The 13,080-nt window shown below is 73.3% G+C and carries 11 protein-coding genes; 9 read left to right on the forward strand and 2 right to left on the reverse strand.

The window, feature by feature from the left end:
* Window positions 1-2: 2 nt before the first annotated feature.
* Entirely contained in the window at window positions 3-2,048 is a 2,046-nt protein-coding gene (locus JW613_RS02190) for an amylo-alpha-1,6-glucosidase (RefSeq protein WP_209208962.1), read from the forward strand.
* Window positions 2,049-2,095: 47 nt separating this feature from the next.
* Window positions 2,096-3,034, forward strand: a complete 939-nt coding sequence (locus JW613_RS02195; RefSeq protein WP_209208963.1) for an FAD-dependent oxidoreductase — start codon at window positions 2,096-2,098, stop codon at window positions 3,032-3,034.
* Window positions 3,035-3,061: 27 nt separating this feature from the next.
* On the opposite strand, the gene JW613_RS02200 is transcribed toward JW613_RS02195, so the two are convergent.
* A complete protein-coding gene (locus JW613_RS02200) occupies window positions 3,062-4,441 on the reverse strand; it encodes a M14 family metallopeptidase (RefSeq protein WP_209208964.1) in 1,380 nt (459 codons plus the stop codon).
* A 156-nt stretch (window positions 4,442-4,597) separates the two neighbouring features.
* On the opposite strand from JW613_RS02200, the gene JW613_RS02205 reads away from it, so the two are divergent.
* Window positions 4,598-6,085 (forward strand): M1 family metallopeptidase, encoded by a 1,488-nt coding sequence (locus JW613_RS02205; protein WP_209208965.1) that lies wholly within the window; start codon window positions 4,598-4,600, stop codon window positions 6,083-6,085.
* Between the two features lie 72 nt (window positions 6,086-6,157).
* On the opposite strand, the gene JW613_RS02210 is transcribed toward JW613_RS02205, so the two are convergent.
* Window positions 6,158-7,036: an oxygenase MpaB family protein gene (locus tag JW613_RS02210; RefSeq protein WP_209208966.1), complete on the reverse strand. Its 879-nt coding sequence runs from the start codon at window positions 7,034-7,036 to the stop codon at window positions 6,158-6,160.
* A 232-nt stretch (window positions 7,037-7,268) separates the two neighbouring features.
* Here JW613_RS02210 and JW613_RS02215 point away from each other — a divergent pair, with 232 nt between their 5' ends.
* The 6 genes from JW613_RS02215 (at window position 7,269) to JW613_RS02240 (ending at window position 12,998) form a co-directional block, all read left to right on the forward strand.
* Complete coding sequence (locus JW613_RS02215) at window positions 7,269-9,023, forward strand: sensor histidine kinase (protein WP_209208967.1); 1,755 nt, start codon at window positions 7,269-7,271, stop codon at window positions 9,021-9,023.
* Entirely contained in the window at window positions 9,020-9,463 is a 444-nt protein-coding gene (locus JW613_RS02220; protein WP_209208968.1) for a roadblock/LC7 domain-containing protein, read from the forward strand. Before JW613_RS02215 ends, JW613_RS02220 begins: the two co-directional genes overlap by 4 nt.
* Complete coding sequence (locus JW613_RS02225) at window positions 9,460-9,822, forward strand: DUF742 domain-containing protein (protein ID WP_099885289.1); 363 nt, start codon at window positions 9,460-9,462, stop codon at window positions 9,820-9,822. Before JW613_RS02220 ends, JW613_RS02225 begins: the two co-directional genes overlap by 4 nt.
* Complete coding sequence (locus JW613_RS02230; RefSeq protein WP_372447885.1) at window positions 9,803-10,444, forward strand: GTP-binding protein; 642 nt, start codon at window positions 9,803-9,805, stop codon at window positions 10,442-10,444. Before JW613_RS02225 ends, JW613_RS02230 begins: the two co-directional genes overlap by 20 nt.
* 80 nt (window positions 10,445-10,524) lie before the next feature.
* Complete coding sequence (locus JW613_RS02235; protein WP_209209211.1) at window positions 10,525-11,733, forward strand: cytochrome P450; 1,209 nt, start codon at window positions 10,525-10,527, stop codon at window positions 11,731-11,733.
* On the forward strand, window positions 11,730-12,998 hold the full coding sequence (locus JW613_RS02240; protein WP_209208970.1) for a cytochrome P450 family protein: 1,269 nt from the start codon (window positions 11,730-11,732) through the stop codon (window positions 12,996-12,998). The genes JW613_RS02235 and JW613_RS02240 overlap by 4 nt, the downstream gene beginning before the upstream one ends.
* Window positions 12,999-13,080: the final 82 nt, after the last annotated feature.

Here is a 13,080-nt window from a genome sequence, read left to right on the forward strand (position 1 = left end):
CGATGACGGTGACCGAGCACCGGCTGCTCGTGCACGACGGGACCTTCGCGGTACTGGCCCCTTCCGGGGACATCGCCGGAGCCTCCTCGGGGACGACGCCGCAGGGGCTCTTCCGCCGGGACACCCGCCATCTGAGCCGCTGGCAGCTGACGCTGGACGGCTCGGCCCCGACGGTGCTGGTCCCGGCCCCGGAGCCCGACCGGGACGGTGACCCGGCCGCTGCCGTGCTGACTCCGCCCGGCACCCGCGAGGCGCCGCCCGGGGTCACCCTCTTCCGTGAACAAGCCGTGGCGGACGGTGTGCTGACGGAGCACATACGCCTCGTCAGCAACCGTGGCACGGTGGCCCCGGTACGGCTGTCCCTGACCGTGGACGCCGACTTCGCCGACCAGCTGGAGCTGCGCTCGCCGCACCACCGCCACCCGGGACCGGACACCGTACGCGGCGCCGTCACCCGCCCGGACGGGATCGAGTTCCACCACCGGCGCGGGGCGCGCTGGCACGCCCGTACGGTCGTCACCGCCGACCCCGCGCCCGTCGAGGCCACGCCCGCCGAGGCCACGCCCGCCGCCGAGGACGCGGTGACCGGGCCCGTGGCGATCGGGGCCACGGCATCCGAGGGCACGGCACACACCCTCAGCTGGCTGCTGGAGCCGTCGCCGCACGGCGCGGTCGAGCTGCGGCTGCGGGTGACGGCGCTGCCGCACGGCACCCCGCAGGCCGACCCGGCCACCGCGGCGGACGCGAGCCGGGACCCGGCTCCCGTACGGCGGCGACTGGCCGCCGAGCGGCAGGCGTTCGTGGCGGCCGAGCCGTCCCCGAGCCTGCGTACCGCCAGCCGTGAGCTGGCCCGCGCCTGCGAGCGGGGGCTGGCCGACCTGGCCGGGCTGCGCGTCACCGTCCCCGGTCCCGACGGTGCGCCACTGCGGGTACCGGGCGCCGGAGTGCCCTGGTTCCTGGCGCTGTTCGGCCGGGACTCGCTCCTCACCTCCTACTTCGCGCTCCCCTACCGCCCGGGGCTCGCCGAGGCCACCCTGCTGGCGCTGGCCGCCACCCAGTCCACTACGACCGACCCGGAGCGGGTGGCCGAGCCGGGGAAGATCGTGCACGAGGTGCGGCACGGTGAACTCGCCTCGTTCGGACAGGTGCCCTACGGCCGCTACTACGGATCCGTCGACTCCACCCCGCTCTTCCTCGTCCTCCTCGGCGCGTACGCCCAGCAGCAGGGTGCCCGGGGCCGGAGGCTCGCCGCCCGCCTGGAGCCGCAGGCGCGGGCCGCCGTGGAGTGGATGTTCACCCACGGTGGCCTGGAGGAGACGGGCTACCTCGCCTACCGGCCGGACGAAGGCGGCCTGGCCAACCAGAACTGGAAGGACTCCCCCGGCGCGATCTGCGCGGCCGACGGCACCCTGCCGACCGGCGCGGTGCTGGTCGCCGAGGTGCAGGGCTACGCGTACGACGCGCTGTGCCGCACCGCCGAGCTCGCCCGTACGGTCTGGGACGACCCCGGTTACGCGGGCCGGCTGGAGCGGGCCGCGGCCGAGCTGCGCCGGCGTTTCGGGGCGGACTTCTGGCTGCCGGAGCACGGCTTCCCACCGCTCGCGCTGGACGGGACCGGACGCCGCCTGGACGCGCTCGCCTCCGACGCGGGGCATCTGCTGTGGTCGGGCATCCTGGGGCAGCGCCGGGGCGAGACGGTGGGACGGCGGCTGCTGGAGCCGGACTTCTTCTCCGGCTGGGGCGTGCGCACGCTGGCCGCCGGGCAGGGCGCCTACCATCCGCTCTCCTACCACCGGGGCAGCGTCTGGCCGCAGGACAACGCGCTGATCGCACTCGGCCTGGCCCGCTACAGCATGCGCGCGGAAGCCGCACGGCTGGCGGAGGGCCTGCTGGCCGCGGCGGCGCACCACGGGTACCGGCTGCCGGAAGTCCTGGCGGGCTACTCCCGCGACGACCATCCCGCCCCGGTGCCCTATCCGCACGCCTGCTCCCCCCAGGCGTGGGCGGCAGCCACCCCGCTGGCACTGCTGACGGCGCTGGACCGATGACCGTCCGCCGCGCGGGACGTAGTGTCGCGGCATGGGCGAGGTGACATATGAGTGAGGCGCATCGGCACGGCGGCGTGGTCGTCCTGGGCGGCGGGGTCATCGGGCTGACGACGGCCGTGGTGCTGGCGGAGCGCGGCACGGACGTACGGGTGTGGAGCCCGGAGCCGCCCGGCGCGACGACCTCCGCGGTGGCGGGCGGACTGATCTGGCCGTACCGCATCGAGCCGGAGAAGCAGGCCCTTGAGTGGGCGGTGCGCTCCTTCCGGCACTTCTCCTGGCTCGCCGAGCAGCCGCCGACCACCGGGGTGCGGCTGGTGCGCGGCCGGATGCCGGGCTCCGCTCCGCCCCCGGAGTGGACCGCGCTGACCGGTACGCCGCCCCGTGCGCCGCTTGTCGACATGGGGACCTATCTGCGGTATCTGCGCGGCCGGTTCGAGGCCGCGGGCGGCCGCTGGGAGCAGCGCGCGGCCCGCTCCCTCACCGAGGCGGCGGCAGCGGCCCCCACCGTCGTGAACTGCAGCGGCCTCGGTGCCCGTCAGTTGGTGCCCGACCCGACGGTGAGTGCCGTGCGCGGTCAGGTCCTCGTCGTCGAGGACCCGGGCATCGAGGAGTGGTACGTGGCCGCGAGCGACAGCGCCCGTGAGACGACGTACATCCTGCCGCAGCCCTACGGGGTGGTCCTCGGCGGTACGGCGGACGACGGCGCCGAGGACCGCGAGCCGGCCCCCGCGACGGCGGCGGCCATCGTGGAGCGGTGCGCCGCCGTCCATCCCGAGCTGGCCACCGCCGCGGTCCTCGAACACCGGGTGGGTCTGCGGCCGTTCCGTCCCAGCGTCCGGCTGGAGGCGGAGCGGGTGCCCGACGGGCGGGGAGGCACCTCGCTGTGTGTGCACAACTACGGGCACGGGGGCGCGGGCGTCACCGTCTCCTGGGGCTGCGCGGTGGACGCCGCCCGCCTGGTCGGCCCGCCCGACCCGGCCGGCTGACCGGCATCGCACCTGGCGAGGCCCCGCTCACCCGCACTTCGCCACCGGCCTCCCCGCCGTCAGCCCGAATTTCGCGCGCCCGTCCAGCAGCAGCGGCACCAGCGCCCGCTGCGACTGCCGCAACGGCACGAACGCTCCGCCGCCGCGCCGCCGCTCGACCCGCACACCGTGCAGCTCCAGCGTGGAGCCGACCTCGCGCCACTGCCCCGCACTCAGCGCGTACCCGCAAGGAGGGTCGGTCAGCACCTGGTCGTCGGCGGGCTCGTCGTTGTCCGCGCCGTCCAGATGGACGGGGCCGCGGTCGGCCAGGCCGCGCTTGCGGGCCCGGTCGGTGGCCGCCTCGATACGGCCGCGGCGGCTGTCGGCGAAGTCGAACGCGCCCTTGAGCGCCGCAAGATGGGAGCCGACACGGCGGCGGTTGTTGCGCGCCTCCCGGTCCCCTTGGGTGAGCGCAGCGGGATGGAGGGCCTCCCGGCCGGAGACCGGGGGAGGGTCGGTGCGCGTCTCGGCCAGCAGCCCGACGGAGTGTTTGACGCCCACCGTGTTGCGCAGGATGCGCTCCTGCCCGTCGCCGGCTACCTGTTTGACGGGATCGCCGGTCTCCGGGTCGGTCCAGATGCCGTAGATGCCGGTGCTGCGGCCCTTCCGTTCGGCGGCCGGGCGCACATACCTCTCGGACAGCACGGTGGACTCCCGGCGCACGGCGGGGTCCGCGTTGAGGTTGCGGGGCCACAGGGTGAGCAGATCCTTGACGTAGTACGGCGCGTGGGCGCTGTACTCGTGCAGATCGTGGACGATGTCGGGACGCCGGTCGCGCAGCACGGCCGCGATGGCGCGGGCCTCGGCCGTCCTCAGGGCGAGGTGGTCGCGATTGATGTCGGTGCCGGTGGAGTTGGTGCGGGTGCCGGCGGCCCTGCCATCGGGGTTGGCGGTGGGGACGACCAGCAGCGTCGTACGGGAGAGAAAGCGCCGGGTGGCGCGGTCCTCGGCGAACGCCAGATCCCGCACGGTGGTCAGGCACGCCTCCCGGCCCGCGGGTTCGTCACCGTGCTGGGAGCAGATGAGCAGCATCGAGTTGCCGCCGCGCGCCCGGGCCGGGCCCGCCGGTGCGGGGGAGCCGATACGGACGAGTCGCACGGGGCGGCCCTGCGCGGTACGGCCGAGGGTGTCGAGGTCGACGTGGCGGCCGGCCGCCTCGACGGTGCGCAGGAACCGCTCTTCCTCGGACTGTGTCGTCCAGCGCGCGCCGTGCGAGCGTTCGAACCCGGTGCGGGGCACCGGGGACGCCCCCGGCGAGCCCTGGGTGGCCTGCGCGGACGTGGTGGCGAGCGGCGGAACGAGCAGCACGGCCGCGGTCAGGGCCGCGGTCTTCCACCGGGAGCGGCCGGGCCGCGGGCGTATCACCATATGGGGGACGGTAATCGCACGCACTGTCGTGCAGAAGGGGGCGCATGGCAACCGGACGACGGCCGAATGACAGTGGTTGCTGTGGACATGCAATGTGACGTGGGAGTACATACGCTTCCACCGAAGTGACTCCTGTCGCGAAGAGTTGGAGGACTCGTGCGTCACAGACTGATCGTCCCGGGTGCCATAGCGGCGGCCTCGCTGCTGCTCGCGGTCCCGGCCTCGGCGGCCGAACCGTCCCCGGGATCCCCGGGCGTGGGCGACCCCTACTACCCGGACTACGGGAACGGCGGCTACGACGTCTCCCACTACGACCTTCGGCTCACCTACCGGCCGAAGACGGACAAACTGGCGGGCACCGCCACCCTGCTGGCCACCGCGAAGCAGGACCTGTCCCGCTTCAACCTGGACTTCGCGCTGGATGTGAGCGAGGTACGGGTCAACGGGAAGAAGGCCCGCTTCGACACCTCCGGCGCACACGAGTTGCGCATCACCCCCGCCGCACCGCTCGCCAAGGGCGAGAAGGCCACCGTCGTCGTCCGCTACCAGGGCGTCCCCTCCAAGGTCGAGGTGAACGGCTTCACCTCCTGGCACCGCACCGAGGACGGCGGGGTGGCGGCCAACGAGCCCGAGGCCGCCTGGTGGTGGTTCCCGAGCAACGACCACCCCACCGACAAGGCGAGCTACGACGTCAGCGTCGCCGTCCCCGACGGCACCCAGGCGATCAGCAACGGCACCCTGCAGTCGCAGCGCTCACGCGCCGGCTGGACGCGCTACAACTGGCGCTCCCGCGCGCCGCAGGCCACCTATCTGGCCACCCTCGCCGTGGGCAGGTTCGACATCACGAAGGCGAAGACCGACTCCGGACTGCCCATCATCAACGCCTACAGCAAGGACCTGGGCGAGCACGAGGGCGCGGCGCGGGCCAGCGTCGAGCGGACGGCCGAGATCACCGAATGGCTGGAAGGCTACTTCGGCACGTATCCCTTCGACGCCATGGGCGGCTACGTCCCCAACACCGACACCACCTTCGCGCTGGAGACCCAGACGCGCCCCTTCTACAGCCCCGACGACTTCGCGGACGGCTCCAACACCTCCGTGGTGGTCCATGAGATGGCCCACCAGTGGTACGGGAACAGCGTCTCGGTCAAGGGCTGGAAGGACATCTGGATCAACGAGGGCTTCGCGCGGTACGCGCAGTGGCTGTGGTCCGAGGACCAGGGCGAGGGCACCGCTCAGGAGCTGGCCGACTACGCGTACGCCTCGCACCCCGCCGACGACCCCTTCTGGAAGGTCGCACCCGGTGACCCCGGCCCCGACAACCAGTTCCACCGCGCGGTCTACGACCGCGGTGCCATGGCGCTGCAGGCGCTGCGCAACGAGATCGGGGACAAGGACTTCTTCGCCGTCCTGAAGGGCTGGCCGCAGCTGCACAAGGGCGGCAACGCCGACGTGGGCGACTTCGTCGCCTACGCGGAGAAGGTGTCCGGCAAGCCACTGGCCGGGCTCTTCGACACCTGGCTGTACCAGCCGTCCAAGCCCGCCTCGAAGGCGGCGGGCACGGCGGCCTTCGCCGCCGGGGAGGCCCCCGAGCAGCCCCGCTCCTGGAAGCAGATCCACACCGCCGACCACCCGCGTCCCTGACCTGAGACCCAGCGCTGACGGGGTCCGCGCCCGTTCGGCCCGGCGCCGTGCCGGCGTGGGCCCCCGCAGCACTCAGCGGCGGGCGGCGCGCGCCCTGCGCGCGTAGGGCAGGTAGCGCAGACGCTCCGGCAGCAGCGGGAGGACGTGCGCCAGCACCCGGCCGAGGCGGCGCAGCCGCCGGTCCTGACGGGGCGTCCAGCTCAGCTGCAGGGCCTCTCGCGCCTCGGGGGGCATCAGCCCGACGGTCATGAACCTCCGGAACCTGGCGAACCCGGGGACGAGGAGCGGCCACACCGCCCGGAGTGCCCACCGCACCGGCCGCGGCCCGTAGGGCGGCGGCGGGATGTCGGTGCTGACCGAGACGAGCTCGTCGACGACCTTGGTGCGCTCGATCTCCTCAGTCAGCATGCGCTGCCAGTAGGGCCAGAACTCCTCGGGCGTGCGGGGCATGTCCCGGTCGTGGATGCCCAGGACGCGGCCGACCTGGAGCCATTCGGCGTACAGCTGCCGCTCCTCGGCGTCGGTGTAGGGGCGGCGGCCGAGGTAGCGCTGGGCGTGCCGGTAGGTGGGGAAGCCGGTGGCGTGCACCCACGCGTAGTACGCGGGTGTGAGCGCGTGGTAGCGGCGGCCGTGTGCGTCGACCCCCTGGATGTGCTTGTGCAGCTCGCGCAGCCTGCGCCCCTCGACGAGGGCTTCCTCTCCGCCGTAGACCCAGGTCAGAAAGGACTGCAGGGAGCGCTCGCCGCGGCCCCAGGGGTCGGTGCGGAAGACGGAGTGCTCGTCCACCCCGGCGCCCACGGCGGGGTGGCCGACCTGCAGGGTGAGCGCGGCGGGCAGCATGAGCAACTGGCGGATCTCCCCGACCACGTCCCACAGGATGCCATCCGGGGGCGGGGGCTGGGGCCCGGGGCCTGCCAGGTGTCGTCGCTCGCTTGCTTGCACACTTCTCATGATGCCTCCGGCATCCTCATGATGCCTGTGGTGACCGCCGTGAAGCATGTGGTGACCGTTTCGGGCGTGGCGTCACCGGGTCGAGCGGCGGTGGCACGGAGCGAGTGGGTGCGACCGGAACACCCCACCGCTACTTAGTGATCACTAACTGGCCTATATTGGTGCGACGTTGATCGGAGGGCTGCGGCTCAGCTCTCGCCTCTGCCCGGCTCCGTCCCCTAGGACCTGATTGATGACCTCCCCCGAGATATCACCGCCACCGGCCGCGGGCACGGGCCGACCGGCAGCCGGCACCGCGCAGCCGGTCACGGGCACCACTCGGCCGGCGACCACCGGCGGCGGGACCGCCACCGGTACGGCGCTCGCACTGCTGGTGTCCGTCGTGGTCGCGAGCGTCGCCACACTGGCCGCCGTGCAAGCCGGCGACGAGTCGGCGCGTACCGCGATCGCCTGGGGCGCCGGCGCGGCCGGTGCGGTGCTGTGCGCGGCGGTCACGGTGGCGGCGCACGCCCGGCTCACCAACCGCTCGCTGCGCGCCGCGCTGGCGGCCGGCAACGCCCGGGCGGCCGAACGCGAGGCAGCGGACAACCACTTCGCCGACGCCACCGTGCCCACCGTGGTGGAGCGGCTGCGGAACGGCGGCTCGGCCGAGACCGCGCTGGCCGAGGCGCCCCCGGTGGCCTCCGAGGCGCAGCGCCGGGTGCTGGTCACCCTGGCGCGCGAGGTCCACAAGGGCGAGAACATGCGGGCCGCGGCGATGTCCGCGTGCGCCAACGCGGCGGGGCGGGTGCAGGCGCTGGCCACCAGCATGGCCGCCGACCTGCGCGAGATGGAGCACCGGCACGCGGACGAGGACGTACTGGCCGACCTGCTGCAGTTGGATCACAGGAACGCGCAGATGGGCCGGATCGCCGACTCCATCGCCGTACTGACCGGTGCGCGCTCCGGGCGCCGTTGGGCCAAGCCGATCGTGATGGAGTCCATCCTGCGCGGCGCCATGGGCCGGATCGGCGGCTACCAGCGGGTGCGGCTGCACTCGACGAGCGAGGTCGCCGTCGCGGGCCACGCCGCCGAGGGCGTGATGCACCTGCTGGCCGAACTGATGGACAACGCGGCGAACTTCTCCCCGCCCACCTCCGAAGTGCACGTCTACGTCGAGGAGGTGGCCGCCGGTGTGGTCATCACCGTCGAGGACGGCGGCCTGGTGATGGGAGAGGTCGCCCTGCGCCGCGCCGAGCAGGCCGTCCTGGGCGAGCACGGCGATCTGACCGCGCTCTCCGGCACCCGGCTCGGTCTGGCGGTGGTGGGCCGGCTGGCCCGCAAGCACGGCCTGTCCGTCTCCTTCCGGCCCTCCGCGCACGGCGGCACGGGTGTGCTCGTGCGGATCCCGCGTGAGCTGATCACCGAGGCGCGCCACGAGGAGCGCGCCCCCGCGCCGCCCCCGGCGGCCGGGCCCGCCCCCTCCTCGCCCCGCGCCCCGCTGGGCGCCGCCCCCGGCACACCGCCGCCGGCAGCGGAGCGGACCCGCCCGGCGGCCGACCACAGTCGTCCGGACACCGGCCCTCCGCGGCAGGCGGAGCCCGTCGGCACCGCCCAGCACGACGCGCAGGGCCACGAGCAGGCGGAGAGCGGCGGCTACGCGACCGCGGCACCACCGCCCCAGCAGTTCGGCGAGAGCGGGCTGCCCAAGCGGCGGCGGGGCCAGACCCTCGCCGCCGTCGCCCGGGCCTCGGCAACCCCCTCGCGGACGGCGGACTCCCCGCACGGCTCCCGGTCCGGGGCCGACGGCCGGGCCGACGACGACCGGGCCGCGGACGGCCGGGCTCCGGCGGCCTCGCCTAAGAAACGTCCCTCCGGTGCGCGGTTCGGCGACTTCCGCCGGGCAGTCCAGGGCGCCGGTGACCCGGAAGAAACCGGCCAGACCCCGCTGCCTTCCGCCTCCTCCCCCACCCGCTCCTCTTCCCTCTCGGAGGACGACACCGAATGATCACTGACAGCAAGCTCGACTGGCTGCTGGAAAACCTCCTGGAGCGCACGCCCGGCGCCCGGCATGCCCTGGTGCTCTCCCGCGACGGCCTCAAGCTGTGCCGCACCCCCGAGCTCTCCATCGACCAGGCCGACCAGCTGGCGGCCATCTCGGCCGGCATCCAGAGCCTGTCGCACGGAGCTTCCGTCGAGTTCGGCAACGGCAACGGCGGTGTCCGCCAGGCGATGGCGGAGTTCTACGGCGGCATCCTGTTCGTCGTGGAGGCGGGCGACGGCGCGCATCTGGCCGTCGTCGCCGAGGAGGACTCCGACGTCGGTCTCATCGGCCACAACATGAACGAGCTGATCGAGCAGCTCAGCGAATACCTCAGTGCCCCGCCGCGCCAGTCGGAGACCGGTGACGTCCACGGCGGCGGAGCAGATGGAGGCGGAGCAGTATGACCCGGCCGGGCCGGGACGAGGACCCGGACCGGCTGTACACCGTGACCGGGGGGCGCAGCCGTTCCACGACCGGGGCCGAGACCTTCGACCTGGTGACGCTCGTGGTCAGCGAGAGCGCCCCGGTGCGCGGCATGCAGTCGGAGCACGCCGCGATCCTCCGTATCTGCCGGTTCCCCACCGCGGTCGTGGAACTGGCCGCGGACCTGGGCCTGCCGGTGAGCGTCGTCCGCATCCTGCTGGGCGATCTGCTCGCCCAGGGGAAGATCACCGCCCGTCACCCGCGGCGGGCCCAGACCGCCGACGCACTGCCCGATCCCGACATCCTGAAGCAGGTGCTCGTTGGACTCCGCAACATTTGAAGCGAATCCGGTGGCGACAGCAGGCACCGAGGCCCGTCCGCCGCTGCTCAGCACGGCGGCCCAGGGGCTGAAGATCGTGGTCGTGGGCGGCTTCGGTGTCGGCAAGACGACCATGGTGCGGGCCGTCAGCGACATCCGTCCGCTGAACACCGAGGAGACGATGACCCGCGCCGGCGAGGGCGTCGACGACCTCTCGGCCGTACAGGACAAGACGACCACCACCATCGCCTTCGACTTCGGCCGCATCAGCCTCAACGACGAGACGGTGCTCTACCTGTTCGGCGCACCGGGGCAGGAGAGGTTCTGGTTCCTGTGGGACCGGCTCTTCTCCGGCACCCTGGGCGCCGTCGTCCTGGTGGACACCCGGCGGCTGGAGGACTCCTGGTACGCCATCGACCGGCTGGAGGCGCACGGCACCCCGTTCATCGTCGCCAGCAACGACTTCGGCGGCCCCCGGCACACGACCGAACAGGTGCGCGAGGCCCTGGACCTGCCGGCGGAGGTCCCGCTCGTCGAGTGCGACGCGCGCTCCCGCGAGTCCAGCAAGGACGTACTGCTCGCCCTCGTCCACCACCTGTACGCCCTCTCGACCGCGCGTTCCGCCTCGGAGAACACCCCGTGACATCCCCGCAGCAGCACAGCACCGCCTCCGCACCGCCCCCCGGTTGCCCCGCGCACCAGGGCACGGACGCCGTCCCCCTGATGGGGCCGCGCTTCCAGAACAACGACCGCGCGCGGCTGTACCGGGAGATCTACGAGCAGCACGGCCCGATCGCCCCGGTCGTACTGCCGGGAGACGTGCCCTGCTGGCTGGTGCTCGGTTACCGGGAGCTGCACCAGATCACCTCCGACCCGGTGCTGTTCAGCCGGGACTCCCAGCTGTGGAACCGGTGGCCCGAGATTCCGGCCGACTGGCCGCTGCTGCCGATGGTCGGCAAGCAGCCCTCGATCCTCTACACCGTCGGTGAGCGCCACCAGCGCCGCGCTGCGCTGATCAGCGACGCCCTCGCCGCCGTGGACCCGTTCGAACTGCGCAGCCACTCCGAGCGGTTCGCCGACCGGCTGATCGACGAACTGTGCGGGCGCGGCTCGGGCGATCTGATCTCCGAGTACGCCAAGGTGCTGCCCGCGCTGGTGCTCGCCCAGCTCTACGGCTTCTCCGACGAGGCCGGCGCCCGGCTGGTGCCCAGCATCAACGCGCTGGTCGACGGCGGTCCTGACGCGCTGGCGGGTCGCGACACGGTCAAGTCGGCGATGAGCACGCTGCTCGCCTCCCGCCGCGCCGCACCGGCCGCCGGGGTGGCCTCCCGGCTGCTGTACCACGACTACGCGCGCGACTTCTCCTTCGAGGAGATCCTCGAGGACATGATGGTGAACATCGTCGCCGGCCACCAGCCGACCGCCGACTGGATCGGCAACTCGCTGCGGCTGATGCTCACCGACGACCGCTTCGCCGCCTCCCTCTCCGGCGGTCGGCACAGCGTGGCCGAGGCCATGAACGAAGTGCTGTGGGAGGACACCCCCACCCAGAACATCGCCGGCCGCTGGACGACGCGCGACACCCAGCTGGCGGGGCGCCATATCGCCGCGGGCGACCTGCTGATGCTCAGCTTCGCCGCCGCCAACGGCGACCCCCAGGTGCGCCCGGACCGCGGTTCCTTCACCGGCGGCAACAGCGCCTTCCTCTCCTTCGGGCACGGCGAGCACCGCTGCCCCTACCCCGCGCAGGACATCGCCGAGGGCATCGCGCGTACCGGTATCGAGGTCCTGCTGGACCGGCTGCCTGACGTGGACCTGGCAGTGAGTCCGCAGGCCCTGGTCTGGCGCCCTTCGCCGTTCCTGCGCGGTCTGGCCTCGCTCCCGGTCCGCTTCACCCCGACCCCCAAGAGCACCGCAGGAGGCAGCAGATGACGTCGTGCCCCGTCACCGGAACCGGTTCGGGCCCGGACAGCGAAGGCACCGGCGACGAGGTGATCGTGCTCGACCCGCTGGTGCGCGACCTGGCGGGCGAGGGCGCCCGGCTGCGCGCGGCCGGACCCCTGGCACCCGTCGAGCTGCCGGGCGGGGTACGGGTATGGGCGGTCACCCGGCACGCGGAGGCCCGGCGGCTGCTGACCGACAGCAGGCTCGTCAAGAACATCGACCACTGGGCCGCCTACCAGCGCGGCGAGATCCCGAAGACCTGGCCGCTGATCGGGCTGGCCGACCCGGGGCCCAGCATGCTCACCTTCGACGGCCCGGAGCACCGCAGGCTGCGCACCCTGACCGCGCAGGCGCTCACCCCGCGCCGGGTGGCGGCGATGCGGCCCCGCATCGAGGAGATCACCCACGAGCTGCTGGACGAGCTGGCCGCTTCGGCCGACGCGGCCGGACGCGTCGATCTCAAGTCCGCCTTCGCCTACCCGCTGCCGATGGCCGTCATCGGCGACCTGCTGGGCATCGACACCACCCAGATCCCCCGGCTGCGCACGCTGTACGACGGCTTCTTCAGCAGCGTCACACCGGCCGAGGAGGTCCCGGCCATCATCGCCGAGCTGGGGGCGCTGTTCAGCGCCGTCGTCGCGCAGAAGAAGCAGGCGCCCGGCGACGATCTGACCAGCGCGCTGCTGGCGGCGGCCGAGGAGGGCGACTCGCTCAGCGACGAGGAGATCGTCGCCACCGTCCAGGTGCTGATCACCGCGGGTCACGAGACGACGATCAGCCTGATCGTCAGCGCGGTGCGGGCGCTGCTCACCCACCCCGAACAGCTCGCCCTGGTCCGCTCCGGCGAGGTGAGTTGGGAGGCGGCCATCGAGGAGACCCTGCGCTGGGACGCGCCGACCACCCATGTGCTGATCCGCTTCGCCACCGAGGACGTGGAGGTCGGCGGCACCGTGATGAAGCGGGGCGACGCGGTGATCATCGCCTATGGCGCGATCGGGCGGGACGAGCGGCACCACGGCGCCGACGCCGAGCGCTTCGATGTGACCCGCACCCCGACGCGGCACCTGTCCTTCGGCCACGGCCCGCATGTGTGCCCCGGGGCGCCGCTGTCCCGGCTGGAGGCGCTGGTGGCCCTCCCGGCGCTCTTCGACCGCTTCCCGGAGCTCGACCTCGCGGTCGACCCCGCCGAGCTCCGCAACAAGCCCGCGATCACGCAGAACGAGCTGTACGAGCTGCCTGTGCGGCTGCACTAGCTGCTCGCGCGGTTCCCCGCGCCCCTGAAGGGGCGCGGGGAACCGCGCGACGAGCCACAGCCGACCCGCAGCCTGCGACGGG

The sequence above is a fragment of the Streptomyces smyrnaeus genome (assembly GCF_017676345.1).
Lineage (GTDB): Bacteria > Actinomycetota > Actinomycetes > Streptomycetales > Streptomycetaceae > Streptomyces > Streptomyces smyrnaeus.